This is a genomic window from Pseudopedobacter beijingensis (genome assembly GCF_042678145.1).
GTDB classification, from domain to species: domain Bacteria; phylum Bacteroidota; class Bacteroidia; order Sphingobacteriales; family Sphingobacteriaceae; genus Pseudopedobacter; species Pseudopedobacter beijingensis.
The window spans coordinates 192,267-216,422 of the sequence record NZ_JBHUDG010000002.1; the positions used below are offsets into that span (position 1 = coordinate 192,267).

Annotated in this window: 26 protein-coding genes and 1 tRNA gene; 3 read left to right on the forward strand and 24 right to left on the reverse strand. The window is 34.7% G+C overall.

What is annotated here, in order from left to right; genetic code table 11:
- The first annotated feature begins 569 nt into the window (after window positions 1-569).
- The 3 genes from ACFSAH_RS01780 (at window position 570) to obgE (ending at window position 2,375) form a co-directional block, all read left to right on the forward strand.
- A tRNA-Arg gene (locus tag ACFSAH_RS01780) sits at window positions 570-643 on the forward strand.
- A 62-nt stretch (window positions 644-705) separates the two neighbouring features.
- Complete coding sequence (locus tag ACFSAH_RS01785; RefSeq protein WP_379660969.1) at window positions 706-1,278, forward strand: adenylate kinase; 573 nt, start codon at window positions 706-708, stop codon at window positions 1,276-1,278.
- Window positions 1,279-1,379: 101 nt separating this feature from the next.
- Entirely contained in the window at window positions 1,380-2,375 is a 996-nt protein-coding gene (gene obgE / locus ACFSAH_RS01790; RefSeq protein WP_379660970.1) for a GTPase ObgE, read from the forward strand.
- A 31-nt stretch (window positions 2,376-2,406) separates the two neighbouring features.
- Here obgE and ACFSAH_RS01795 read toward each other — a convergent pair whose 3' ends face one another.
- The 24 genes from ACFSAH_RS01795 to ACFSAH_RS01910 all read right to left on the reverse strand — a co-directional run bounded on the left by ACFSAH_RS01795 (window position 2,407) and on the right by ACFSAH_RS01910 (window position 24,108).
- Window positions 2,407-2,967: a WcaF family extracellular polysaccharide biosynthesis acetyltransferase gene (locus ACFSAH_RS01795; protein ID WP_379660971.1), complete on the reverse strand. Its 561-nt coding sequence runs from the start codon at window positions 2,965-2,967 to the stop codon at window positions 2,407-2,409.
- A 371-nt stretch (window positions 2,968-3,338) separates the two neighbouring features.
- Window positions 3,339-3,644, reverse strand: coding sequence for a GIY-YIG nuclease family protein (locus ACFSAH_RS01800; protein ID WP_379660972.1), 306 nt, complete (start codon window positions 3,642-3,644; stop codon window positions 3,339-3,341).
- Between the two features lie 531 nt (window positions 3,645-4,175).
- The gene (locus ACFSAH_RS01805) at window positions 4,176-4,706 is read right to left on the reverse strand and encodes an exosortase/archaeosortase family protein (RefSeq protein WP_379660973.1); all 531 of its coding nucleotides are present in this window, start codon (window positions 4,704-4,706) and stop codon (window positions 4,176-4,178) included.
- Entirely contained in the window at window positions 4,687-5,550 is an 864-nt protein-coding gene (locus ACFSAH_RS01810) for a glycosyltransferase family 2 protein (RefSeq protein WP_379660974.1), read from the reverse strand. The genes ACFSAH_RS01805 and ACFSAH_RS01810 overlap by 20 nt, the downstream gene beginning before the upstream one ends.
- A gap of 143 nt (window positions 5,551-5,693) precedes the next feature.
- Window positions 5,694-6,002: a type II toxin-antitoxin system VapC family toxin gene (locus ACFSAH_RS01815; protein WP_379660975.1), complete on the reverse strand. Its 309-nt coding sequence runs from the start codon at window positions 6,000-6,002 to the stop codon at window positions 5,694-5,696.
- A complete protein-coding gene (locus ACFSAH_RS01820; protein ID WP_379660976.1) occupies window positions 5,984-6,187 on the reverse strand; it encodes a hypothetical protein in 204 nt (67 codons plus the stop codon). Before ACFSAH_RS01820 ends, ACFSAH_RS01815 begins: the two co-directional genes overlap by 19 nt.
- Before the next feature lie 59 nt (window positions 6,188-6,246).
- Window positions 6,247-7,503, reverse strand: a complete 1,257-nt coding sequence (locus ACFSAH_RS01825) for an XrtY-associated glycosyltransferase XYAG1 (RefSeq protein WP_379660977.1) — start codon at window positions 7,501-7,503, stop codon at window positions 6,247-6,249.
- 329 nt (window positions 7,504-7,832) lie between these two features.
- Window positions 7,833-8,204 (reverse strand): type II toxin-antitoxin system VapC family toxin, encoded by a 372-nt coding sequence (locus ACFSAH_RS01830; RefSeq protein ID WP_379660978.1) that lies wholly within the window; start codon window positions 8,202-8,204, stop codon window positions 7,833-7,835.
- On the reverse strand, window positions 8,198-8,413 hold the full coding sequence (locus tag ACFSAH_RS01835; RefSeq protein WP_379660979.1) for a hypothetical protein: 216 nt from the start codon (window positions 8,411-8,413) through the stop codon (window positions 8,198-8,200). The genes ACFSAH_RS01830 and ACFSAH_RS01835 overlap by 7 nt, the downstream gene beginning before the upstream one ends.
- A 287-nt stretch (window positions 8,414-8,700) precedes the next feature.
- Window positions 8,701-9,000 (reverse strand): helix-turn-helix domain-containing protein, encoded by a 300-nt coding sequence (locus ACFSAH_RS01840; protein WP_379660980.1) that lies wholly within the window; start codon window positions 8,998-9,000, stop codon window positions 8,701-8,703.
- Window positions 9,001-9,005: 5 nt separating this feature from the next.
- Window positions 9,006-9,338, reverse strand: a complete 333-nt coding sequence (locus ACFSAH_RS01845; RefSeq protein WP_379660981.1) for a type II toxin-antitoxin system RelE/ParE family toxin — start codon at window positions 9,336-9,338, stop codon at window positions 9,006-9,008.
- 686 nt (window positions 9,339-10,024) lie between these two features.
- Window positions 10,025-10,648: a class I SAM-dependent methyltransferase gene (locus ACFSAH_RS01850; protein ID WP_379660982.1), complete on the reverse strand. Its 624-nt coding sequence runs from the start codon at window positions 10,646-10,648 to the stop codon at window positions 10,025-10,027.
- Entirely contained in the window at window positions 10,635-12,017 is a 1,383-nt protein-coding gene (locus ACFSAH_RS01855; RefSeq protein WP_379660983.1) for an exosortase Y-associated Wzy-like protein, read from the reverse strand. Before ACFSAH_RS01855 ends, ACFSAH_RS01850 begins: the two co-directional genes overlap by 14 nt.
- Window positions 12,011-13,231 carry a glycosyltransferase family 4 protein gene (locus tag ACFSAH_RS01860; RefSeq protein ID WP_379660984.1) on the reverse strand — a complete coding sequence of 407 codons (1,221 nt, stop codon included), beginning with the start codon at window positions 13,229-13,231 and terminating at the stop codon, window positions 12,011-12,013. The genes ACFSAH_RS01855 and ACFSAH_RS01860 overlap by 7 nt, the downstream gene beginning before the upstream one ends.
- On the reverse strand, window positions 13,231-14,106 hold the full coding sequence (locus ACFSAH_RS01865) for an FkbM family methyltransferase (RefSeq protein WP_379660985.1): 876 nt from the start codon (window positions 14,104-14,106) through the stop codon (window positions 13,231-13,233). The genes ACFSAH_RS01860 and ACFSAH_RS01865 overlap by 1 nt, the downstream gene beginning before the upstream one ends.
- A gap of 13 nt (window positions 14,107-14,119) precedes the next feature.
- Window positions 14,120-15,400: a glycosyltransferase gene (locus ACFSAH_RS01870; RefSeq protein WP_379660986.1), complete on the reverse strand. Its 1,281-nt coding sequence runs from the start codon at window positions 15,398-15,400 to the stop codon at window positions 14,120-14,122.
- A 4-nt stretch (window positions 15,401-15,404) separates the two neighbouring features.
- The gene (locus ACFSAH_RS01875; RefSeq protein ID WP_379660987.1) at window positions 15,405-16,619 is read right to left on the reverse strand and encodes a glycosyltransferase family 4 protein; all 1,215 of its coding nucleotides are present in this window, start codon (window positions 16,617-16,619) and stop codon (window positions 15,405-15,407) included.
- 27 nt (window positions 16,620-16,646) lie between these two features.
- The gene (locus ACFSAH_RS01880) at window positions 16,647-17,867 is read right to left on the reverse strand and encodes a glycosyltransferase (protein ID WP_379660988.1); all 1,221 of its coding nucleotides are present in this window, start codon (window positions 17,865-17,867) and stop codon (window positions 16,647-16,649) included.
- Window positions 17,857-19,008, reverse strand: coding sequence for an acyltransferase family protein (locus ACFSAH_RS01885; RefSeq protein ID WP_379660989.1), 1,152 nt, complete (start codon window positions 19,006-19,008; stop codon window positions 17,857-17,859). Before ACFSAH_RS01885 ends, ACFSAH_RS01880 begins: the two co-directional genes overlap by 11 nt.
- Window positions 18,995-19,963 (reverse strand): glycosyltransferase family 2 protein, encoded by a 969-nt coding sequence (locus tag ACFSAH_RS01890; protein ID WP_379660990.1) that lies wholly within the window; start codon window positions 19,961-19,963, stop codon window positions 18,995-18,997. The genes ACFSAH_RS01885 and ACFSAH_RS01890 overlap by 14 nt, the downstream gene beginning before the upstream one ends.
- Window positions 19,945-20,754, reverse strand: coding sequence for a hypothetical protein (locus ACFSAH_RS01895; protein WP_379660991.1), 810 nt, complete (start codon window positions 20,752-20,754; stop codon window positions 19,945-19,947). Before ACFSAH_RS01895 ends, ACFSAH_RS01890 begins: the two co-directional genes overlap by 19 nt.
- A gap of 107 nt (window positions 20,755-20,861) precedes the next feature.
- On the reverse strand, window positions 20,862-21,896 hold the full coding sequence (locus tag ACFSAH_RS01900) for an acyltransferase family protein (RefSeq protein WP_379660992.1): 1,035 nt from the start codon (window positions 21,894-21,896) through the stop codon (window positions 20,862-20,864).
- Window positions 21,893-22,825: a glycosyltransferase gene (locus ACFSAH_RS01905; RefSeq protein ID WP_379660993.1), complete on the reverse strand. Its 933-nt coding sequence runs from the start codon at window positions 22,823-22,825 to the stop codon at window positions 21,893-21,895. Before ACFSAH_RS01905 ends, ACFSAH_RS01900 begins: the two co-directional genes overlap by 4 nt.
- Complete coding sequence (locus ACFSAH_RS01910; protein WP_379660994.1) at window positions 22,822-24,108, reverse strand: glycosyltransferase family 4 protein; 1,287 nt, start codon at window positions 24,106-24,108, stop codon at window positions 22,822-22,824. The genes ACFSAH_RS01905 and ACFSAH_RS01910 overlap by 4 nt, the downstream gene beginning before the upstream one ends.
- Window positions 24,109-24,156 lie beyond the last annotated feature (48 nt).

Sequence of the window (24,156 nt, forward strand, 5' to 3'; positions counted from 1 at the left end):
TGTAGGAGGAGAAATCTCATTCCTAAACGCTCCTGAAAGATCCTTCGACTCGCTCAGGATGACAAATTATTTTTGGTGCAGCCTCTTTTTATTAAGTTATCTTTCTTCGCTTTATTAACAGCGTTCTTTCCTAAGATGTCCTTCTACCTTGGGGAGAAGGTGCCTAAAGGGCGAATAAGGGAGGATATTTCGTCATCCTGAATTTAATTAGCTAATCTTCAAGTCCGGCTAGTTACTGCTCGCTACTATTATCTTGAAACCAGTGCAATACTTCAAAGTGGAACTAAGGTGGGAGTATACTGGGAGTAAAGTGCTGGTATAGTGGGAGTAGCAAGCTTGAAAAGCTTGGATTTTGATTTCATATATCTCTATAGATTGGTTACATTGAGAATGTCGAGCGAAGGAGTAGAGTAAGCCTGAGTTATAACAGCATTCGAACGATAGAAGCGGTTCACAAACATCCGATATTTAAATTTTTAAAATAAAATTTGCAGTAATCATCCTATTGTCTATCTTTGCAATCCCAAATGCGGGAATTAGTGGACATCTTAGATGTTTATTGAGTAAACGGATCTGTAGCTTAACTGGATAGAGCACCTGACTACGGATCAGGAGGTTAGGGGTTCGACTCCCTTCAGGTCCACTGATAAAATCAAAGCCTTTTTGCCTTAGGCAGAAAGGCTTTTTAATTTCAAACCAAAAACTATGCTTAATTTAGTATTATTTGGCCCTCCAGGGGCAGGCAAAGGTACTCAATCTCAGAAGTTGATCGACAAATATGCGTTGGTTCATCTTTCAACAGGAGATATCCTGAGAGCAGAGATTAGCAATGGCACCACTCTTGGATTAGAGGCAAAAAAATTAATGGATCAGGGGTTACTGGTTCCGGATGAAGTGGTTATTGGGATGATTAGCAATAAATTAGATGCTAATAAAGATGCAAAGGGATTTATATTCGACGGGTTTCCAAGAACAGTAGCTCAGGCAGAAGCTTTAGATAACCTGTTAGAATCAAAAGGAGCTTCTATTTCAGGAATGATCGCCTTACAGGTAGATAACGAAGAATTAGAGAAACGTCTTCTTCTGAGAGGAAAAGATTCAGGTCGTCCGGATGACCAAAATCCCGAAATCATTAAAAAGAGAGTAGAAGAATACAACGATAAAACTGCTCCGGTAGCAAATTATTATAAAGGACAGGGCAAACTTACTGGAATTAACGGTATTGGCAGTATAGAAGATATATTTGGCAACATTGTTACTGTAGTAGATGCTTATTAAGCTCTGTTTAGATTACTTTAAGGATTATATTTTACTATTTCAAATTGCAGTTGCTTATCCGGTAACTGCAATTTCTATTTAAAGCAAAACTTAAGAAAATCATGTCACAAGGATCAAATTTTGTAGATTACGTAAAGATATGTGGACGTTCAGGAAATGGAGGTGCAGGGTCAGCACATCTTCACAGAGATGTAAGAACGGCAAAAGGTGGTCCTGATGGAGGAGATGGCGGACGTGGTGGGCATGTGATTCTAAAAGGTAATGCACAGTTATGGACTTTATTGCATCTCAAATATCGTAAGCATGTCATAGCAGAACATGGTATGTCTGGCGGAAGTGCGCTTAAAACAGGAAGAGACGGAAAAGACGAGATACTGGAGGTACCCTTAGGAACAGTAGCTAAGGATTCAGTAACCGGAGAGGTTTTGTTTGAAATTACTAAGGATGGTGAAGAGAAAGTTCTGGTAAAAGGAGGAAGAGGAGGCTTGGGTAACTGGCACTTTAAATCACCCACAAACCAGACACCCAGATATGCCCAACCAGGCGAGTCAGGACAGGAAGAGTGGAAAATATTAGAGTTAAAAGTATTGGCCGATGTAGGTTTGGTTGGTTTTCCTAATGCAGGTAAATCTACTTTACTATCTGTTATTACAGCAGCAAAACCAGAAATTGGAGATTATCCTTTTACAACCATCGTCCCTAACTTAGGAATAGTATCTTATCGTGGAGGCAAATCTTTCATTATGGCCGATATTCCGGGCATTATAGAAGGAGCATCCGAAGGGAAAGGTTTAGGGTTTAGATTTTTAAGGCATATAGAACGTAATTCTGTTCTGTTGTTTATGGTACCTGCAGATACCCATCGTTCAATCAAAGAAGAATATGAAATTCTTTTATCTGAACTAGAAGCATACAATTCAGAATTACTGCATAAACCAAAAATATTGGCCATAACCAAAGCAGATATGTTGGATGAAGAACTGGAAGCAGAAATGAAAATAGACTTACCAGAATTACCTTATGTGTTTATTTCATCAGTAGCGCAGAAAGGACTTCCAGAGCTGAAAGATTTGTTATGGAAAGCGATAAATGAATAGTTTTAGTAAGTATGAACATAGAACTTACAACCTAAAACGTTGAAATAACCCTTTCCCTTACTTTAATCGCTGGATTTCCCTGGTAAATATTATAGGGGTCCAGGTTTTTGGTTGCAATACTTCCAACGCTCAATACAGAGTGAGAATAACAAGTTACTCCCGGACAGACAATGGCTTTAGCTCCAATCCAAACCCCTTCCTCTAAGATTATAGGTTCAGCGACTAAATCAAATTCTGCAGATTTATAATTATGGTTTCCGGTAAGTAGCATAGCACCTTGCGAAATACAGCAGTTGCAGGCTATTCGCACCGTTTCCAGATTCTCAATATAACATTCGGCTAGCCATGAGTGGTCACCTAATTCCAGTTTCCAGGGATATTTAATATGGATGTATGGTTTTACTCTAACATCTTTACCAATTCGGGCGCCGAAGCATTTTAGCATAAAAACCAAAATTGAACTTACAGGGATAATTCCTGATCGGAAAAATAAAACACTGGTAAAATACCATAATAACTGTTTTATAAAGGATGCTCCTATATCATATCCTTTTGTATCAAAATCTTTTTTTAGTTGAACTTTGTTTTTCATAAGTGTTGATTGTCACTGCGAGGAGGGATGACGCAGCAATCTATTTTCATGTTCTTCCTTTACTTTGTTTATGTAGAGATTACTTCGTTGCCGCTCGTAATGACGTTGTGTTGGTTGTCATCGCGAGGAGGAACGACGCGGCGATCTATTCCGGTTCTTGCTTTACTTTGTTTATATAGAGATTACTTTTCTGCCGCTCGTAATGACGTTGTGTTGATTGTCACTGTGAGGAGGAACGCTGCGGCAATCTATTCCGGTTCTTGCTTTACTTTGTTTATGTAGAGATTACTTCGCTGCCGCTCGTAATGACGTTGTATTGGTTGTCATTGCGAGGAGGAACGACGCGGCAATCTCATTTGTAAAGACTCCTCTTATTCATACCAATCTTTACTCAGATCTGTCCAATCAGGATTTTCCAAATTAATTAGCTGTAGCTTCTTTAATCGAGACCCAGCTTTTATTTGCTTCTCTCTTGCTATAGCATCTATTATAGAAGGGTAATCTTCATAATAGACTAGCTTAAAACATTTATATAATGAAGTGAATTTAGAGCCATTTTCAAACTTATGTTCCCATACTCTTCGTTCAAGATCATTGGTTACTCCAGTATAAAGAACTGTGTTTTTTTTATTAGTCATGATATAAACAGAATATTGGGTGATAACTGATTTTATCATATGACTTATATTTTAAAGAGATTACTTCGCTGCCGCTCGTAATGACCTTGTGTTGATTGTCACTGCGAGGAGGAACGACGCGGCAATCTATTCCAATTCTTCCTTTGCTTTGTTTATGTAGAGATTACTTCGCTGTCGCTCGTAATGACTTTGTGTTGATTGTTACTGCGAGGAGGAACGACGTGGCGATCTACTCCGGTTCTTCCTTTACTTTGTTTATATAGAGATTACTTGGCCGTCGCTCGTAATGACTTTGTGTTGATTGTTACTGCGAGGAGGAACGACGCGGCAATCTATTCCGGTTCTTCCTTTACTTTGTTTATATAGAGATTACTTCGCTGCCGCTCGTAATGACGTTGTGTTGGTTGTCATTGCGAGGAGGAACGACGCGGCAATCTATTCAGGTTCTTCCTTTGCTTTGTTTATGTAGAGATTACTTCGCTGTCGCTCGTAATGACCTTGTATTGATTGTCATTGCAAGGAGGAACGACACGGCAATATTTCCACGAAGAAATAGCGAATAATTTACCTTCAAGCTCTTGTTCTTCTTCTGCTCCACCAATAAACACCCAACATCAATAATACATAACAGAAATAATTAAAAAGATCATGATGGTCTACACTCAATTTCTTCGCTTCTTTCATATAGTAAGCAATCAGGAATATTCTTAGAGAATTTAAAACTGTAAAGACAAAAAATCCAATCAGAATAAAATAAACTTTCTGTTTTACCGATTTTTTAGGTATTGCAATACCTATAGCAGTCAATGCACTTAAAATACCATAGCCAACGCATGAGTAGACAATATTGACACCTCCTTTACCAATAATGCGCATTTGGGTAGAATTACTTAAAGTTTGTAAATCAAAAATATCAGCAATCTTAACAGCGAGCCATATCAGTAATTCCCGATACCATTTAATGAAATTCAAATATTGATCAGCAAAAGGCCAATATAAACCACCCGGCGCACATACACCTATCCAGAATTGACAAAAACCATAAACAACCAGGTAAGTGCCAATTAATAAAATCAGAAATTTAATCTGCTCCTTGTTCACGTTGTTTTTGTTTAAGCTCGTAGATTTTTGCATCAATTAGAAACCTGAACCAGAAGCACTGCAAAAAATGAAATATCAATCCTCTGGTGCCATCCAGAAAACCCAATCTCAGGAAATACCGAATAAAGAAATAAATAAACGGTCTTACAAATAATGGGAATTTCTGATAGATATTCTTCAGCATTCTGCGTTGTGCAATGGGGTTATTGGCGGATAAACTCCCCTTAATGACTTTTTCGTTGTAATCGGTATTAGAAAATTGTTCTGAGGCTTCTAAATTTGACCATTTATCATGCCTTAGGGTAAAGGTGCTTAAAGATTCAGTAATCAAATCAATAATATCTCCCTTTAACTTAAGGATCTCTCCCTCAACTTTAAAATGCTGATCATATAGCTTATCCTCACATAATCCAAAACCTTTTCTAAATAATACCGCATGGTAGGTGGGGTAATGGCCTCCGTATTTAATCCACTTCCCCATAAATATGGTTTTTCTACTAGCCAAAAAGCCATTGGTGTTTGAGGAAATACCAGTTTGAAAACGTTGCGTTACATCCTGCTTAAACTCAGGAGTCAGTCTGTGATCTGCGTCCATATTCAATATCCATTCTGTTGAAAATGGGAGATTGTTGATGGCCCAGTTCCGTTGCTGACTGTAGTTCTCAAAAGGATGATTGATTACCTGTATATTTTCATATCCAGACAAAATAGCCAATGTTTGATCTTTAGACCCCGAATCAACAACAAAAATCTCTTCTGCAAAACCATACACGCTATCTATACAGTCTTTAATATTATTTTCTTCGTTATACGTAAGTATTACGGCACTAATAGGTGCTGTCATTTTTTATTCTAAAATTTAATAGGTAATGCTGATGTAGATTTACGAAGCAAGCTGTGTAAAGCTTTAGACATCAATTTTATTGGGATTAAAGTACTTTATTTCAGGAATCCTTAAAAAGTCTTTATCATTATCAGACACTAATATCAGTTTATTGCTGTTGCAGCGATAATAGCGTCCGGTATTTTAATATTATACAACTTTCTAATTCGGATAGTTTCTTTTATAACTTGATCATCAACATAATAAATTGATGAATTTTTAATAAAGATCCTATACACTTCAATATCTTCTTGATTGCTTGGATTCCAAACTTGAAGCTCAATTTCAGTTATAAACGAAAGCAGACATTCTTTATCAACAATTTTGTCCAGGAAAGACAGGCCCTTAGAAGATAAAGAATTGTTTATATATTTTATTACTGCCGAGGTATCGATTAAATATCTCTTTGCCATTGATTTCTAATTATCTCCAATTGTTCATCAATTGCTTCTTTGCCCATTGGGGTTTTTATTTTTTTTCTTAAATCTGACAGTTTTGCAGACTCTTTTTTTACAACGCGTATTAGCTGGAGATCCTCCAGGTGTTGCAAAAGTTTTAATGCTTTTTCATTTGTAAGTTCTATAGTCAACGTTGTCATAATATCAAATATAACAAAAACTATGCAGTTTATTTAGTATCTAGTCTACCACTTAATACCTATAACTTACCCCTTAAAACCTCCCCATACATCTCCCAGTACCTCTTAATCAACTTATCTTCTTTAAAATCTTCTGTAATGGTATCCTGTATCCGCTTGCTGTGTGTTGCCTGTTTGCTTATCTCTGTATATGCTTCATTCAGTTTTTCCAACAGATTCTTTTTCGTTCTTTTACATACCCAGCCTAAATCGTTCTCTAGCACATAATCACTTAAACCAACATTCTCGGTAATTAAAACGGGTGTACCGGTAAACAGAGATTCTATCACTACATTGGCAAAATTTTCATCGTAAGAAGGAAGAACAAACAAATCATTCTCTGCCAGCTGTAAAAACTTCTCTTCTTTATTCAGCATTCCCAGCCAGGATATCTGTTCTGCAATTCCTATTTGTTTACTAAGCTGTTTTAATTCCATTATATAATCGGTTTCCCCCGTTCCGGCTATTTGTAAGTGAAAAGGATAGGCTATTTTAGAAAGCACTGTGAATAATAGTTCCAAACCTTTCTTTTGCTCAATTCGGGAAAGGAATATCATCTTCAAACTATAGTTAAAATCCTGATGTCTTTGCACCAAAGTATCCGCTTGTTCCCATGGCAATTCTACCAAATTGGGTAGCGTAGTAATACCTTTTGGATTGAAGAGAATTTGCATATCGATCTCTTCTCTCTTACTGGTAGTATGGATATGGCATTTTTTCAATAAAGGCTTTCCGATATATTGATGAAAAAGCTTTTTAGCTGCACTGGTTCTGTTATTAAAAGAATAAGTACTTAAGGTTCCTCTTGGGGTAAAGACTACCTTTTTTCCTTTCATCACCGCAATTAGACAAGAGAACACAGATACCAGATTCCACCAGGCATGAATATGAATAATGTCAAAATCTTTAGCTGTTTTCCATAGCTTCCAAAACAAATCCGGGGAAAAATGGCTATGGTCTTTTGTCCAGCGTTTAAAATAATGAACTTCTACACCACCTACCAGTTTTACTGTTCCGGAAGGATAGGGAAGTTCTTCTTTACCATTGGCCAGCGTAGTGTATACGACAACTCTCATGTCAGGCTGAGGCTCTCGAAGCCCCTTATTCTCCTCTTCCTTGTTGTTCGGTGGAGGATAGACGAAAGACGACTCTATTTCCTGCTTCTTATTTCTGCTTTCAGCTTTATTAAGCTCTTCACACAGTTTCGCTACAGACATAACTGGCCCGCCGTAAATATATGCGGGTTTATAAGATGCTACGATGTGAAGGATTTTCATTTGTCAGACTAAGGTACTCGAAGCCTCTTCGTTATTCGTTGATAAGGTGAAATTAAATATTGTCATCCCGATACTTCGTTAATTGTCATGCTGAGGTTCTCGAAGCATTTATATAAGTTTATCTAAATTATTAATGCCGCTCTAAGTGGAAGCGACTTGATTTTTAAGGTTACAAAGGCACAAGAAACAGCTTCATTCTTGCGCCATTTTAGGGGGCTTTAAATGGCACTAGATAGGCTTCGACTGAGCTTGTCCTGAGCCCGACGAAGGGATCATCCAAAAAAACACTAATTTGAGACAGCCTCCTGTCCTTAATTCTGGTATTATATTTAAATTAATTTTAGACCTTCAATTCTGATGAAGTGCTTTCTGTTATGAGTAAGAAGAGGTAAATCATTTACAATGCAAGTGGCTGCAATAAAGATATCACGAAATTCGATCATTTTATTTTTCTTTCTCAAAAAATGATATAAAAAAGCGGACTTACTAGCAATTTCTTTTGTGAAATCTAATTTAATCAGATCTTCGGTTAAAATCTTTATATCATTTTCCTTCTCTTTTGTAGTAGCTCCCATATAAAGCTCGTACAAAGTTACTGTTGAAATATAAATTTCAGGATTTTCTGGCAAAAGGTATAAAGTTGTGGTGTGTTTATCTTTTGCTCTGAGATGATCTATAAAGATGCTAGTGTCTATTACCATTGTTCCGACTTAAGATCTGAGAAAGCTTTATGTCCATCTTTTAAAGAATCCAGATCTTTTTCATTCCAAACAGCTACTTCTGTAAGTTTCTGTTTATAATTAGATACTTTACCCGAAGTTGTTGTCTTCATGGTTACGCCCAATTCTTTAAGTAGCTGCTTTACCAAACCACTTTTGTTTTCCGGAATACTGATGATCAAAGTTTCCATATCTCAAATATAACAAATTCTGTACAGATTATATCCATTGATCGATTAACGAAAGACGACAAACGGTAAGCAATACCACCGTTCAACATGCCATTTCAGAGCCCTCCTAAACAACCATTTATCGTTCGTCATCCTGAACTTGTTTCAGGATCTCTTTTTCCTTAATTTAGCAAGATGGGGCTCCCTTACTACTAATTCTTTACAGAGCTTCGCCACAGACATAATAGGTCCGCCGTAAATATAGGCGGGTTTATAGGATACTATAATGTGGAGGACTGTTTAGTGTCTTATAAAAAGGTTAACCCTATCTTCTTATTTAAACCAAGTTCAAAAATCCTAATTAATGTAGAAATTTGAATATTACCTTTACCATTTTCTATTTTTGAAATGTAACTTTTCTTTGTGCCTGTTTTTTGGGCTAACTGTTCCTGAGTTAAATTTGCATTTTTCCTTGCCTCTTTTAGCATTTCACTGATAATAAACATTTGAGAATTCTCTTCATATTTATTCCTGCTTTCAGTACCCAGTTTTCCGTGTTCCAACTCGATCAACTGATCGAAATTTTTTATATTATCGTATTTTTTCATCGTATCTACTTGTTACTGAAATATTCTTTCATTAATAGAATTGCTTTATCTAATTCACTTTTAGGTGTCTTTTGAGTCTTTTTTTGAAAACCATTAAAAAGAACTACCAATCTACCCTCATCGAAACAACAAAATATTCTATAAATATTTGATTTGACCTCTACTCTTATTTCGTATAACCCATCTGTTCCATCCAGGTGTTTAAGAAACTTTTCTGGTACTCGATCTATTTGTTTAATAAGCTCAAGTGTATATTGTATTTTAGATTTTACTTTAACATCTTGTTTCAGATAAAATTCTATAAAATAGTTCCTATGAAATATTATCGTTCGAGTCACAATGTAAAGTTATCTTAAAAGATAACAAAAGCAAAATTTTCATCTTATTTTCTTTTAGAAGAGTATCTCTGATTATAAATATTTGATTGAAACCCTACTCTTATTTTATATTATACCATCTGTTCAAATATTATATGCCATACCTGTTAAATTAAATCAGTATAGAACTTCAAGTGGTACTAAGGTGGAAGTAAAGTGCTAGTATAGTGGGAGTAAGGATATAGCTAGTTTCCTTGATTTTGTCACGCTGTAATTAGCAATTGCTTGTCTCTTATATAGCCCACCGCACACATTTCGAGTACCTCAATATGACTTGTTTTTATGTCAGGCTGAGGCTCTCGAAGCCTACCTCGTTGCTCATTGTTTGTTTTTCGTTGTATAATTGATAGACGATGGACGAAGATCGAATTCTCCAGTCTAGCTACTTGATACTTCCTACTCGATACTCAAATTTCCCCACTGCACACATTTCGAGAACCTCAATGTGACCTCTCTTTTTGTCAGGCTGAGGCACTCGAAGCCTATTTAGTTTATTAATATTTTCTTGCTACACTCCCCTTGCTGTCATTCTGAATTTATTTCAGAATCTAAATTGGAGCGAAGGATTCAACTTGAAGCCTTCGCAGTTATAAATATGTTTAAGCGAAGTTATGGCTATAGAATAGTTATAACTCATCTCTATTTCTTTATATGCTCGCTTTAATCAACATAGACTTCCATAAATAAGGTAATCTGCCGCATCCTTTAAAATCAATTACCTCAAAATCTTGTTCTTCTAATAAATAAGAAAGAGTCTTTCTCGACCATAGTTTGATATGCCCTCCATCCCATAATGGGTTGGCATGAAAATCCCATTTACCGGCCAGACTCAATACTAAATTTTTTAAGTAGCCATGGTAAGGAGTGGTTAAAATTAATTCACCTCCTCCATTTCGTAATAATATTTTTTTACAGAAAGACACAAAGGAGCGCGGATCATAAAGATGCTCTATAACTTCAGTGGAAATTATGGTGTTAAATCTGATTTGTTGAAATTGATCAGGTAAGTCATCTTTAGCTAAATCTTGCAGCTCAAAATGAGCAGGATTCAGTTTTTTAGCAATATTGATTCCTTCTTCAGAGGCATCGGTCCCATAGGCTTTAAAGCCCAGTTGTAGCAAATGTCTAACCAAAGCCCCATTTCCACAACCAATATCTAAAATTATTCTATTATCTTTTTCACTTAATGATGCTAATATTGGATTGAGGATATAAGAATGCGAATGGGTAGGCTTGGTGTCGGAGTAACCGTATTCTTTATAATTGGTCATGATTTAATAATTTCAAAAATCGAAGAATGTAGTAAATTAAAAAAAGTGAAAGAAGCCCATAAACCATATTGTTTAAAATAAACTCAAAGTTATTACCTCTCCATAGTGGTTGAAAAATACCATTAAATATGACTATGCCACCCAATTCATAACCATTAAATAAATTTTCCGATTTATTATAAGCCCATTGTACGAACATTCCATATAAAAAAATAGAAATAAATATACCAAAGGCTCCAAAAGATAAATAGCCATCTACCACAGGACGGGTTTTCGCAGAGGCTATGGAATTTCGGTTAATTACCTCGGCATCATAAACACGTTCCATAGCTACTAATTCCGTAATTGGTTTGTTAGGCCAAAGGACACGAGGGATTAAAGCTTCCAGACTGTTTTCTACTATTTCGAGATAATAGTAATCTCTTTTTTGGGGAACAAAGCCGACAAATTGATTAAACATACTGATTTCGGAAAGTCTTTCAGTTAAAAATTGCCAATTGGTCTCTTTTATCTTTTCCTGATTGTTTTCATCCAATATTTGTTCTAAGGCCATACTTCTGGCATCTTCCACAGTTGTACCGCCGGACCAGGATTCTTGTCGTATAATGCCTGCATAGGTTGGTAATATATAAACCAATAAATAAACGACAGGAATACTTAAAATAATGACTGTTTTTTTGTATAAGGGAAACAATAGTACAAATAAAATCAATAAACTAGTGATAATACTTTCTTTAAATCCGGTTAACGTAGCTGATAGAAAGTTGAATATAAAAAAAGTTAAGCCTAACCAGATAAATTTGGCCTGTTGATTTGTTAGCCCTGCTACCAATAGAAAAACGCCAGCGATAGAGGAAATATTGAATAGGTATAGTGCAAATTGATTCAATCCGGACATCCAATTAAAAACAAACCCTAAACTATAACATAATAAGGTGAGTTTAAGATAAAAGGCAGGTGTATAGGTATTATTTATTCTGACTGATTTATCTTTATACCCATATAAGCTTATTATGCCCAGAACCAATGCAATATGAGCCAATAAACTCAATCTTTGACTTTTAGCCGTCAAATAAAGTTCCTGAATGTATTTAGGGTCACTTAAGCTGTGTTGATAAATATCGTAAAAATAGAATATAGAGGTACAGCACATAAAACCAGTAAATATGGCTTGTATAAGAAATATAGGATGCATAATTCCTTCGGCTATGGGCTGCTCGTTAGAAAATTCATAACCATATTGTACCCAAGTAACATAAAATACATAAAAAGAACCCAACCAGGCAATTAAATAGGACCAGAACGGAGTCTCTTTTAAAAAAACAGCGATTAATAGTGGAAAGAAAAGAATAAGGTATTTTCTTAGCATTTTTTTAATTCTTTAGTCAAAGCTTTAATCTGTTTTTCAAAAGACCAATTCTCTATAATTTTTTTTGAGCTTTTTCCGTATTCTACAAGGTTAGTTTTTAGTAGGCATTTTAATTTCTCCTGCAAGTCGACCTGATCACCCGATTTAAAAATAAATCCATTCACCTCATTTTGAACTAAATCAGCCGCACAACCTACTTTATCAGATGCTAAAATAGCTTTGCCTGCAGCCATTGCTTCATTTATGGCCAATCCCCAAGTTTCTCCAGGGCCTTGAGATGGCAAGCAAAATATATTACAAGCTTGATATACAACTGGCATCTGGCTTTGATTTTGAAAATCTATAAAATGTACTCTATTTGTCATTGCGAGGGACGAAGCAATCTCGTCATTAAAGTTTTTGGCTTTCAACATTAAACTTTTCTCCAACACTCCATTCCCTACAAATAACAAATGCACTTTCCTATTGGTCATTTCGAACTTAGTCGAGAAATCTGTTTCATTTTTCTTTACTAATTGTATAAAAGCTTCTATTAATAATTCAGGGTTCTTCTTTGGCTCTAGTTTACCTGCAAATAGAATAAGGGAATCATCAGGGAGTACTCCTAATTGTTTTCTTAGTTGTAGAGCTTCTTCGTTTCGGTTTTCTCCAAAGCGATTGTTATCAATAGCGTGTGGGGCAAATACCAATTGTTCTTCTTTTAAACCATATTTTTTAAAATAAGCTTTATTGTTGTTGCCCACATAAAAAGCTTTGTCTACATACTGGTAAACCCATTTCAGATAAATACTTTTTAATATGGATTTTAAAGCACCACCATGATCTAATAAAGTAGAATCCCCTCTAAACCAAACTGGTATTTTATCCTTAAAGTATTGCATTGCTTTAAAATGGCTATGATAAGCATAGCCATATACCAGTAAGGTATCTGGCGCAAACTCCTCGATACGTTGAATAATACCTGAATTAATAATCCCTTTTCTATGATGAGAACCTGGGTTTTTAGCTTTGTTATCTAAAAATTCATATTCATAACCTTCTAATAAAGGAATATCCCATGCTATGGTTTGTCCAAATCCTGGATCGTGTTTCGGTTTTAAGGCTGCGGTACCCCAGGTGTAAAATACTTTTATTGTACATTCGGTTGCCAATAACTTATATACAGGAGCATAATATTGGATAGGGTGAGTACTAATGATAGCTAATTTGTTCATTAAAAACTAATACCTAGAGAAGTTACCAAATGGGCTTTATTGCATCTATCTTTTACAAAGATAAAATCTCTTATATATATAGTATTATGTGTACCAAATTTATTTATTAACGTAAAGTTACGTGTAAAAGGATCGTATATATAAGGTAAGAAACCATTTTTAGTAAGAAGTTGGTGTATGTGATTTTCGTCATAACCATATCTTGAACCAGAGCCATTTAATTCAATAATAATACCTTTAAGGGTAGGTTCTCTTAGTAATACTTTTCCTCCATTTAAGACCTCTGTTTCAAACCCTTCAACATCTATTTTTAATAAAATAGGGCTTTTTTTTATGAAATCATCTAATTTCTTTACTTCAACTATAATATTGTTGTTGCCATTTTTGTCAATAGTAACAATATGGTTGCCCGTGTCGTATTTAGTGGTAAATGCCAATTTACCACATTCTCTGCCCAAAGCAAGTTGAAGAGGAGATATTTTTGTCTCTAAATTGTTTAGCTTAATATTTCTTAATAATATATTGAATGTTTGTAGAGACGGTTCAAATGTTATCGAATTAGCTCCTACAAATCCTGAAGCAAGTAAACTATAAGAACCTACGTTGGCCCCTATATCAAAAAATGTATCTTCTGGTCTTAAAAAATGTAATAAAAAACTCATATCTTCAAACTCATGAAGACCTGTATAAATATTTCCTGTGATTCCCGTTAATCCTTTTTTTGCATAAAACCTAACATTGCCTATGAAATTTTTAACAATAAGTTTTTGGGTGAATGATGACTGGAGCTGCCATAATATAAATCTTCTATACGCAGTAAAAAGCTTTTTTCGAGCCAATGAATGGGCATTAATAAAGCCAAATGTTCTTTGCATCTTTTTTAACATACTATGATATACTTTTATTAAATAATTCACATTGTTTTCTTGTCATTTCTTTGGCCGAATAGGGAATAAAAGCCTCTGATGAATATTGTGTATAGAGATTATCAAAGTTTTGTAGGTAGTTTAATATTTTTCTCATTTGTACGTCTGATACCTCATCAAAAGTTATTACTTCGCCTGCTTGACATTCTCGAATTATTTTAGCTGCGCTACTTTTAGGATGAAATATACTTAATAACGGCTTTTCTGCTAAAATGTAGGGGTATATCTTAGAGGCCGTATATTTGTCATCATTTGAGCCACAAATAAATAATATATCAAAGCTTTTTAGTGTATTCAATGTCTGGTAAAAAGGTAATCTATCTGTTTTTTCTTCTACATAGTCTGTCATTCGCATTCGTTCTGCTAAGGGAGTAATAGTTGGTATACCTGTACCATTTTTTGCATAACTGGTACCTATAAAATAAAAACGCATTCGTTCAAAATATTCAGGATTCAATTCTAACCCATTTTTAAAAGCAGTAAATAAAATCGTTAAAGCATCATGCATATCATATCCACCTCTTCCAATATAACCAATACTAATTTCATGAACAGATTTTTTTTTCAATATAGAGGGAGCAGATATTTTACTCTGTTTAGCAATTTCAAAATCCACCTCAAAAGCTCCAAAGGTAATTACTCTGGTTGGAATTTGCCTTAATTGGGGATAGCGCTCTTGTAATGTATCAATATAAGATTGTGAAACAGCAATTATGCCATCTGTTTTTTTCATGGCAATAGGTTCCAGCCATTTGTTCAAGCGGTAAGAAAACCAATATTTCGGAGGCCTCTCATGCTTTGGCTTGCTCATATAATAATCAGAATGCCATGGGTCCTGCATATCTATTACATAAGGTATACCAAACTTCTTCTTCCAGTAATTACCTAAAATACATACCGGAAATTGTGTGGTAGAAAAGTATATGAGATCAAATTGTTCCTTTTTCAGAATGGCATTTACTGTTTTTCTATAGTTGTTTAAAGACCTCAGGGCAATACTTCCCAAACCAAATTTAGCAGTCCATTTTTTAGAGATGGGTTTTATGTAATAAACCGGTATTTCAGAAGGAATTGTTTCTAAGAGCAGTGGGTCTTTATTAACCTCGCAAAAAACAGGGTCGACGCAAACAACACTGGCATTCCAGCCAAAACGAGAAAAAAAAGGCAGGCTCATTCTTATCCTTTGCATATCCGCAGCATTGCATGGCGGAAAGTATGGAGATATGATCAGTAACTTCTTCAAAATCTTAAACTAATTTTTCAGGATGTTTTTCCAATGCTGTTGCAATTACCTGCCGTATTTTTTCACCGTAGTTCTCCCAGGAATAGTTTTGGGCTTTTACATGGGCATTTTTACCTAATTCTAATCGCAGTTCTTTATCAGCATATAATCTCATTACAGCTTCTTCCAAAGCATGTATATTATTGACCGGGATGATAATACCGCAGCTTTCATCAACCACGCTACCACAATTAGGAGTAGTAATAACAGGTAAGCTTAAACTCATAGACTGGTAAACTGCATAGGCGCTACCCTCGAAATACGTGGGGAAAACCATCATATCACATAGTTCCAGCTTTTCTTTTAGTTCTTGTTGCGGTATAAATCCATGAAAAAAGGTGTTAGAACCAAATTTTGCCTTGGAAGCCTTATCTGCTTTGCCGAAAACGTGAAGTTCAATATCCCCGTAATTTTCCAGATTCTTCATCAATTGCTCTATCAGGATGGATCCTTTTCTTACACTAAAATTACCTACAAATGCCATTTTGAATTTACCGTTCTTTTGTAAATTTGGTGTTGGATTGAAAAGATCAAGATCTACACCATATTCAATTACTTTTAAACGGCTTTCAGGGATACCATAATCCAAACAGGATGATTTTACAAACTCAGAACCGCAGAGAATAAGATCTGCCAGTTCAATTTCCTGTTTGTAAATAGAGAGTTCCGGTTCTGTGGAAAAGTGAAAATCTTTGGGTTTCAAATTAGGATTTTCATCAATGGCTGCCTGATAAACCTTATTTCTATACTGTGGCAAGGCAATTACCAAATCTAAGATTAAAAAGCTTTTATTTTTCCATTGACTGAAAATGTAACCGCAGGCAGTATCTACACCAATAAAAACTTTGGGAGGCATGAAGTTTTTAATCACCCAATGTTCAAACTTACGGTTACCTTCATAATAATTATAGTTTTGTTTGCGCAGCTTTTTCCGCATTATTTCCAGCTCCGTAGCCGGGTGGGTTATGACATATTTAGATGCTAATTTTGAATGGGATTTTTTAGATAAGAATTGATAGATTTTTTTTGAGAAAGGTTTTATCAGCTTTAACCAGATAGGGTTAATAAATACCGAGGTTAAAAAGCGGATATCATATTTCTGTGATATAGCGTGAGCCTGTTCGTAAAAATGATGTTTCGCCGGGTGACAGGTAATGATATCGTATTGTTTTTTAGGCATACATTTTTATATACTAAAACCTCGTTTTTAAAAAAGGCTTTGAAGAATAATTTCCTTATATTTTTCCTTTTCAATTTCCCAGCATAGCTTATGCTCAAATATCTCGAGAGATTTTTTTTTCGTTGTCCTCAGTTCATCAGTTTGTGTAATCAGGTTTTCGATGTGCTTTGCCAAACCAACTGCATCATCCTGATTAAATAACCTGATGCAATCATTGGCTTTTTGAGCTAATTCAGACTGTCCTTTGGTATTGGAAGCTATGACAGCTAGGCCAGCTTGCAAATATTGTATAATTTTATTGCTAATAGTTAGATTTGTGTTTAGTGGATTGTCCGGTTCTAATGCCAAGCCTATATCATGCTGTGCAAGACGATAAGGTAATTCATCTGGATTTATAAGTTCATGAAAATAAATTTTGTGTCGGGTATTGTTGAAAGTTGAAAGCAATTGCTCTTTATAAATTAAATTTACCCTGCCTCTTAGATGCAGTTGGACAGGTGTATTTATCATATTTAGCGCCTCAATTAATTTTTCTAATCCCCTGCCGGGGCCTATAGTTTGTGAGAACCAAATAAGAGAAGGTATTATATTATTGTTCCTGTCTTTTTCAATAACTTTCTGGTCGGGTTTTCTTTTTTTGAAGGTGTTATAGACTACGCTGGGTTTGGATGTACGGTAATATTCTGCCATTGCCTCTGCCATTGAATTTGAGGTAGTTATACAAAATAACCCTTGTGTTAAAGCAATCTTTTCATGTTTTTTTAATAATGTTATAGGCCGTTCTGCTCTTGCATTTTCCGTTAAATCTTCCGAATACCAGTCTTCCAGATCAAAAGCGACTTTCTTCCCTTTTTTTATCAATGCCGTTCCGGCAATAGTAGCCATTTCTTGATGGCAAATGTATAGATCAGCATTTTCTTGTAAAGCTTTCTTTAACAGCAACTGATAACCATAGCCTAAAGCACCCGGGGTTTTTATATTTAATTTTTTAAATGCTAAAATGGAAGTCTTACGTTTCATCTTTAAAATGAACGTTTTCAGTTTTTTATTGGATAAATCTGCAAATGGCTTTAGCTCAACCGAAGAAGGTATTAATTGCTTGTCCGCCAGAAATACCTTTTCTTCGTATTTGCAGGTTAGAATACTAACTTTAAATCCCATTTCGGCTAAAAGGCAGGCTTCTTTTACAACTCTGGGATTACTGCATAAATGGGCCTGTGTAACAATGCAAACGTGTTTATTTACCATTCCTTATCTTACTTATAGACACTCCCATAAAAGGCTTTTCGATAACATAATGTAATAGCCAGGCTACTAAAATAGACAATGAGGTTCCGGCAATTACATATCCGAAATGAGAAGGCAACTTTCCATCTCTTTTCATTAAATAACCGCTTATAAATACCAGTATGGGAGAATGTATAATATATAGGGTATAAGAACATGCTCCTAACCATTGTATTTTATTAAATGCTTTTGTTTCCACATTTTTCTCATGCAGGCAGAAAAAAAGAGACAATATACCCATCCAGCCAGTGCCCCATAAGAAATTCCAATAAATATCGGGAATACCGGTTTTAGATTTAATTATTATGGCTATCGGAATAAATACGATTAGAGGAACGAGATAGGAAAACTTTATTTTAATTCTTCCGGTATAAATATCTGCTAAAATTACACCGAACCACCATATAACCATATAGGCGAATATCTCCTGTAATATTTTTAGCGGCCATAGTTTTGGAAAAAAACTCGTTATAAAGAGCAAGATGATGCTTGTGAAAGCCAAACTATTGTTTTTTCTGACAATGAGAAAAAACAATGGATAGAGCATATAAAACCACCATTCAAATTTTAAAGACCATAAAGCAAAATCACTGCCCCAACTCTCTACATAGCTATTCATCAAAAACGCAAGATTTCCCAGCAGGGTAATCCAACTAAAATTATCTTTTACAATTCTGAAAGGAGCAACTCCTTCATAAATAGAGAAACCTAAATGTTTTCCGTATGAATCCAATAAAAATGTGAATACTAATGCAAAAACTAATGGAGGATATATCCTGCTGAATCGTCTTATGAAGTATGGCCAGAAATCGAAATTAATAACTCCTTTATTTAGGTTACGGGCATAGCGTAAATGGATTACGAATCCGGATAATAAAAAGAAAAACAAAACCATTTCATGTCCATAGATAAATATAGACAGAAAATAGACAGTTATCTTACCAATGAGGCTATATTCTTCGGGATGTTTAAGATAACCCTCGCTATAACCTTCCCATAAAAACCAACGGGCATGATGGATGACTACGTATAATGCGGCCAATCCCCGAAGACCCTCTAAGAAAAGTAGCTTTTTAATTGTAGTAGTATTAACTTTTTCCAAGCTTGAGTTTTAATAATTTAGTGAGTTTCCAACCTAAAATATTGACGAGCATTTTAGTGTAGCCTCCTGACGGGAAAGGAAAATCTGCCCCCCCTAAGATAGCTGTTTTTTTATGAGCTTTTTTTAATAAGGATTCAGAATCTGGATAACACTCATAGATGAAATTTTGAAGCATATTGGCACAAGCCTTTTTTACTTCGTGTTGAGGATATTTGCTGATTGCCAACTCTATTCCTTTCATTAAAGCGTTGAAGTTCGATAGCTGATATTCATATCCTTTTTTCTGGGTTGATAATCCGCCAATTCCTGTTCTATACTTAAATACTGAGTTACCATTGTATATGATAGTTTTTGCATAGTAAAACAAGGTTGAAAAAAACTGAAAATCATCATTGAGGCTCAGACCTTCATCCCACAATCCGCTTTTAAGGGTTAATTCTCTGGATGCCATTACCCTGCCGGGAGGAGTTGTGTGCCTTACATTAGTCCAATATCCAATAATCCATTCATAGAAACTTAAATCCTTTTCGATAATGTAAGGATCCGTTTTACAATTATCCGGATGATCCGAAAATCTTCCCCATGATGAAACTACAACGTCTTCTTTATGATAATGAAGTGCAGCTAACTGGCTTTCTATAAAATTTTCTTCTATGATATCATCAGCATCAAAAAAAACAATAAATTCTCCTTTGCTTAAAGTGAATGCCTGATTTCTTGCTGCGGCAGCTCCTTTCTTCTGGGCTGTTTCAAATTGCAAAAAAGGGTACTTTTGGGAATAATTTTGCAGTATGTTGAGGCTATTGTCTGTGGAATGGTCATCTATAACAATAATTTCCAGATTTCTATAACTCTGTTTTCCGATACAATCAAGCGTGTCTTTAATATATTGTTCTGCATTATAGCAGGGTATGCAGATTGAAACTAAAGGTAAATTCAATGAATTTTTTTCCATGCTGTTTTAAAGTAACCCTCTTTAGATAAATCTACATAATGGTGTAATATACCTTCTGTATTTTTGATTTGTTCTGGAGAAGGGTTTACAATATAGTCTTTCTTGTTCAGTATCTCGCTATGTTGCCCGGCAATTAACATAGCTGTTAATGCTTGCTCTAAATAATAAGAAGTCCCTTCTTTTTGTTCTAAAGTGCTTCCCCATTTTTCCAGGATTTCCCAATTGATAATTTTACTGGAAAAACCTATTGCCCCAACATTCATTAATTCAGGAACCTGATGCCCGCAAAGTTGAAACATTAATTCTCTGGAGTATCCATAAGATTCTTCACAATCTAGCATATAGATGGAGTTGTTAGGTTTTTTAAGCCATTCAATGATTTCTTCAGGCTCTTTCCAAAACAACATGTCAGAGTCTAACACAATTTTATAAGGATTATCTTGTAGGGTATGTATATCTGTTAGTTTCTTAATGTGTGGATATACTTTCCTTTTATGATGTAGAAAAGGGAATTTTTTAACAGGTAAAATTTTTTGTAAGTTTTGGGCTATTTCTTCTTTTAAAACCAGTTTAGCGTGTGGCATTTTAATCTGCAAATGAACTATATCTTTATCGTCAAAAGAACCATCATCTACCAAGATAAACTGAAATATTTCTTTACTATGTTTTACCAGAGAGTATGCACAAAACAAAGTTTGATAAATGAATTTCTTTCCGGTGAGGAAGTAAACAGGTAAGCCATTAGAGAATGACGGAATTTTGGGCAAGTCATAGCTTGCTTTCATCATCATTTTCTGGCCTCTTATTATACGTCGATAATTGAGGAGACCGCCCAATCGCTGCATTTTTTTCCAGTTCGATTTGGGATATCGGTAAAGTTTGTTTATGATTTTTTGTATCAAGAGATGGTTATTTGAGTCTTTAAGTTAGACTTGGAAAATCTTTTTCCCATTTTCATGGAGGGTAGTTCAATATACCTGAAAAAGAAATAGGATATTATACAACAAAGAGAATAGTTAAGTAAGTCATATAAAATATTCCATCCTATGTTTTCTTGGATAAATGGTGTTTTCAATTTACCAAATAGATAAATACCTATTGGAACATGTAACAGGTATACTGCATAAGAATAATCTCCTAAACGCGTAAATATGTTTTGGGAAATAGAAATATACGGACTCACAACGATGAGCACAAAAGTAAAGATGGATACATAAGCATATTCCAGCTGCCCTTTTAGTGCAAAATTTGTAACCAGTCCATAGATACTTAAAACAGCTAGTGCAAAGAAATAAGAAAGACGTTCTTTCCCTTTTAAAAAGTGAAAAGCATAAACCGCTAGACCAAGACTAAAGGTGGGCCAATGGTTAAAGAAAAAGAAAAAACCTGAATCTGATATGGGAATGAATATTGAGATCAAGGTAAACATACTAAGAGCTAACATCCAAAAACGGTATGGAAGTAAAAGTACGATCCCTATAACCATGTAGAAAAACCACTCATAAGTTAAAGACCAATACACCCAGTTAATAGTCTCAATCTTGCTGAAAGGCTTTGTGAGTAAGCTAATATTAGCTAGTATTTCCTGTAAATTAGTGGGTATAAAATTAACCGAATTATAGCCGGTAATTATTTTTTGTAAAACAGCAGCTAATAGTACAATAATCAAGCTTGCCCAATAAGGAGGGAATATTCTAAAAAAACGTTTTAAAATAAACTCTTTGGAATTACTGGTTTTAAAGGCCGACATCATGATACAGTAACCACTTATAACAAAAAAAATAGGGACACCTAACCAACCTAATTTTACGATATTTCTATACCAGTTATCTATATGGGGTATTGGTTCGTTCAAATGAAAAACTACCACGATAAAAGCGGCGAAAGCTCTTAATATATCTAAGGTATAATTTCTGGATGTTTGATTAATCATATTTCTGACTGCCCTTTGAATTTTCCCAAAGCAGCTTGATATTGAATGGATTTTTCTTCAGATTGCCAAGGTCTATGGGTAATAAAAGCCTTTAAGGCTCTTAAAGGCAAACTGAATTTACTGATTTTTTTCCACGGGTTTATACTGTGTATTTCTAATACTTTTACCCAAGAACGATTACTTTCGTAGGCCATTTTTTTTAGATAGGTTAGGCTGTATCTGTTTTGGGGAATTAGATGGGTTACCATCAATGACGGTACATATGCAATTTCATAACCTTTTTTTACAAGGGTTAATATAATGTCATTGTCTTCTCCAGAGGTTAAGGCTTTACCTTTTCTGCCTAAAGCCATTCGTTTGGCATCGTTTTGTGCTTCTTCCAGATATTTCATAAATGCAGATTTTAAGATTACCATTCCTGTCCCAATGGGAGCCTTAATTGGATAATTCTTTATTTTAAAAGATTTAGTTCTATAATCCGATATATAAGGCTCATCTCCATATTCCTGACAGCCGAGATTTATACCACATTGGAAAAACCATTTAGGTGGTTGCGATTCAAATTGTGGAATAGATTTTCCTCCAAAGCAGCCAACTTGAGGGTATTGTTGGTGAAACTTTAATGCTTCTTTCAGATAGTTTGGATTCAGTATATTATCATCGTCTACAAAAATAATTAAATCTGATGTAGAATGTTGAACACCAAAAATCCGGGCATGGGACAATCCTAATTTTTGTTCTAAAATTATTGTAGCATTTGGATGCCAGGACAAATTAAGCCACGAGCTAATGTTTGGTATACTCGAGTTGTCCACTAAAATTAATTCCCAATTATTAACTCCCCAAGTTTGAATCTTCAATGAATCGACAACTTTTGTAAGAATATCCTTCTTAGGATTGTGTGAACAAATGATAACCGATAGTTTCACTTTGAAAATTTGTTTAAAATCAATTGAAATATTTCCCTTATACTTAGCTTTCTTTTAAATATCTCTTTTGTGGAGACAGCTTGTAGGGAATTGTCTATAAACTGAATTTCGTGATTTTTGCTTACGGGCTGATTGATGAGATTTTTATAAACAGAAATTCTATCAGTTATCAATTGACCATTATTGAGTAAATTTTTTATAGAAATATGAGCATTCTTAGCTATGTCAGAAAGTTGATGATCTGTTTTTTTTAAATAACTATTAAATGCGTCCATTAAAGAATTTAAATCGTTGTTCTTATAAACAAATCCATTAATATCATTTTGAACTAATTCACTTGCGCCGGCTCCGGTTGATACAATTACAACTTTTTCTTTCCACATTGCTTCGGTAATTACAAAATTAAATGTGTCCCAAGTGGAAGGAATCAATACAAAATCTGCATTTTCAATAGCTTTTTGTGTTTCTTCATAAGAAAGCCTGCCTTTAAAATTAATATGATTATCAATTATGTCAGGATACTGTTTCTTCAAATGGGAAAGCATAGATTTTGAGTGATCTTTATAGTAATTGTCTCCGCCAATCCAATCTACTTTGGGCGCGCTGGGATATTTTTTGTAAAACTCGCATAAGAACACAGCTCCTTTCCATAATTGCAACCGTCCTACTACTACACCTCTGCATTTTTCTGTTTTTTTATCTGTTGCATCAATATTAGGATAATTAAGATAAGGCAAATGAAGAAAAGATTTTTTTGATAAAAGCTTATTCCAATAGTCAATGTTCAATTTGCTTAAGCCGATGATATAGTCAGCTTCATTGATCAGGTATCTTTCTATACCTAGTAAAAGAATATTTTCTATATGATCTGAATCACGATGTTCATGAAGTTCTAACTGTCCAGAACTTCCTGCCAATCGAATAACTACAGGAACAATCTTATTAGTCAAAAAGCTATAGAATAAGAGATTGTAGTCTGTTATTTCAATAATATCCGAATTTAGTTTTTCGGCTTTTTTATAACAGGCATAACTTAAAGCGCATTTATGCCTTATATTAGGAAATATGTCTAATCCTATATATTTTCTCCATCCTTCCTGATAGTCGTTTTCTGTTATTTGTAAGATATTTCCTGGAAAATCATGATTTGAAATATCAGATTTATAATCTCCTAAAACAATATTTACTGAATTTCCGGTATCTACTATTGGAGTAATAAGGTTTTTATAATAAGTAGCAATACCTCCGCCCGTAATTTCCGGTAGAATATAGGTGATTTTCAATGGGTTTTATTATTTATTAAGTAGACTTTGATTCCCTGTGGGGTAATA

Excerpts from the sequence above, each read along its gene's own strand:
- ACFSAH_RS01890 (WP_379660990.1), bottom strand. The coding sequence starts at position 19,963 with ATGGAAAAAAATTCATTGAATTTACCTTTAGTTTCAATCTGCATACCC.
- ACFSAH_RS01825 (WP_379660977.1), bottom strand. The coding sequence starts at position 7,503 with ATGAAAATCCTTCACATCGTAGCATCTTATAAACCCGCATATATTTAC.
- ACFSAH_RS01795 (WP_379660971.1), bottom strand. The coding sequence starts at position 2,967 with ATGAAAAACAAAGTTCAACTAAAAAAAGATTTTGATACAAAAGGATAT.
- ACFSAH_RS01855 (WP_379660983.1), bottom strand. The coding sequence starts at position 12,017 with ATGCTAAGAAAATACCTTATTCTTTTCTTTCCACTATTAATCGCTGTT.
- ACFSAH_RS01865 (WP_379660985.1), bottom strand. The coding sequence starts at position 14,106 with ATGCAAAGAACATTTGGCTTTATTAATGCCCATTCATTGGCTCGAAAA.
- ACFSAH_RS01800 (WP_379660972.1), bottom strand. The coding sequence starts at position 3,644 with ATGATAAAATCAGTTATCACCCAATATTCTGTTTATATCATGACTAAT.
- ACFSAH_RS01900 (WP_379660992.1), bottom strand. The coding sequence starts at position 21,896 with ATGATTAATCAAACATCCAGAAATTATACCTTAGATATATTAAGAGCT.
- ACFSAH_RS01860 (WP_379660984.1), bottom strand. The coding sequence starts at position 13,231 with ATGAACAAATTAGCTATCATTAGTACTCACCCTATCCAATATTATGCT.
- ACFSAH_RS01880 (WP_379660988.1), bottom strand. The coding sequence starts at position 17,867 with ATGGTAAATAAACACGTTTGCATTGTTACACAGGCCCATTTATGCAGT.
- ACFSAH_RS01895 (WP_379660991.1), bottom strand. The coding sequence starts at position 20,754 with ATGATGATGAAAGCAAGCTATGACTTGCCCAAAATTCCGTCATTCTCT.
- ACFSAH_RS01785 (WP_379660969.1), top strand. The coding sequence starts at position 706 with ATGCTTAATTTAGTATTATTTGGCCCTCCAGGGGCAGGCAAAGGTACT.
- ACFSAH_RS01850 (WP_379660982.1), bottom strand. The coding sequence starts at position 10,648 with ATGACCAATTATAAAGAATACGGTTACTCCGACACCAAGCCTACCCAT.
- ACFSAH_RS01830 (WP_379660978.1), bottom strand. The coding sequence starts at position 8,204 with ATGGTAATAGACACTAGCATCTTTATAGATCATCTCAGAGCAAAAGAT.
- ACFSAH_RS01840 (WP_379660980.1), bottom strand. The coding sequence starts at position 9,000 with ATGAAAAAATACGATAATATAAAAAATTTCGATCAGTTGATCGAGTTG.
- ACFSAH_RS01815 (WP_379660975.1), bottom strand. The coding sequence starts at position 6,002 with ATGGCAAAGAGATATTTAATCGATACCTCGGCAGTAATAAAATATATA.
- ACFSAH_RS01810 (WP_379660974.1), bottom strand. The coding sequence starts at position 5,550 with ATGACAGCACCTATTAGTGCCGTAATACTTACGTATAACGAAGAAAAT.
- ACFSAH_RS01835 (WP_379660979.1), bottom strand. The coding sequence starts at position 8,413 with ATGGAAACTTTGATCATCAGTATTCCGGAAAACAAAAGTGGTTTGGTA.
- ACFSAH_RS01875 (WP_379660987.1), bottom strand. The coding sequence starts at position 16,619 with ATGCCTAAAAAACAATACGATATCATTACCTGTCACCCGGCGAAACAT.
- ACFSAH_RS01820 (WP_379660976.1), bottom strand. The coding sequence starts at position 6,187 with ATGACAACGTTGACTATAGAACTTACAAATGAAAAAGCATTAAAACTT.
- obgE (WP_379660970.1), top strand. The coding sequence starts at position 1,380 with ATGTCACAAGGATCAAATTTTGTAGATTACGTAAAGATATGTGGACGT.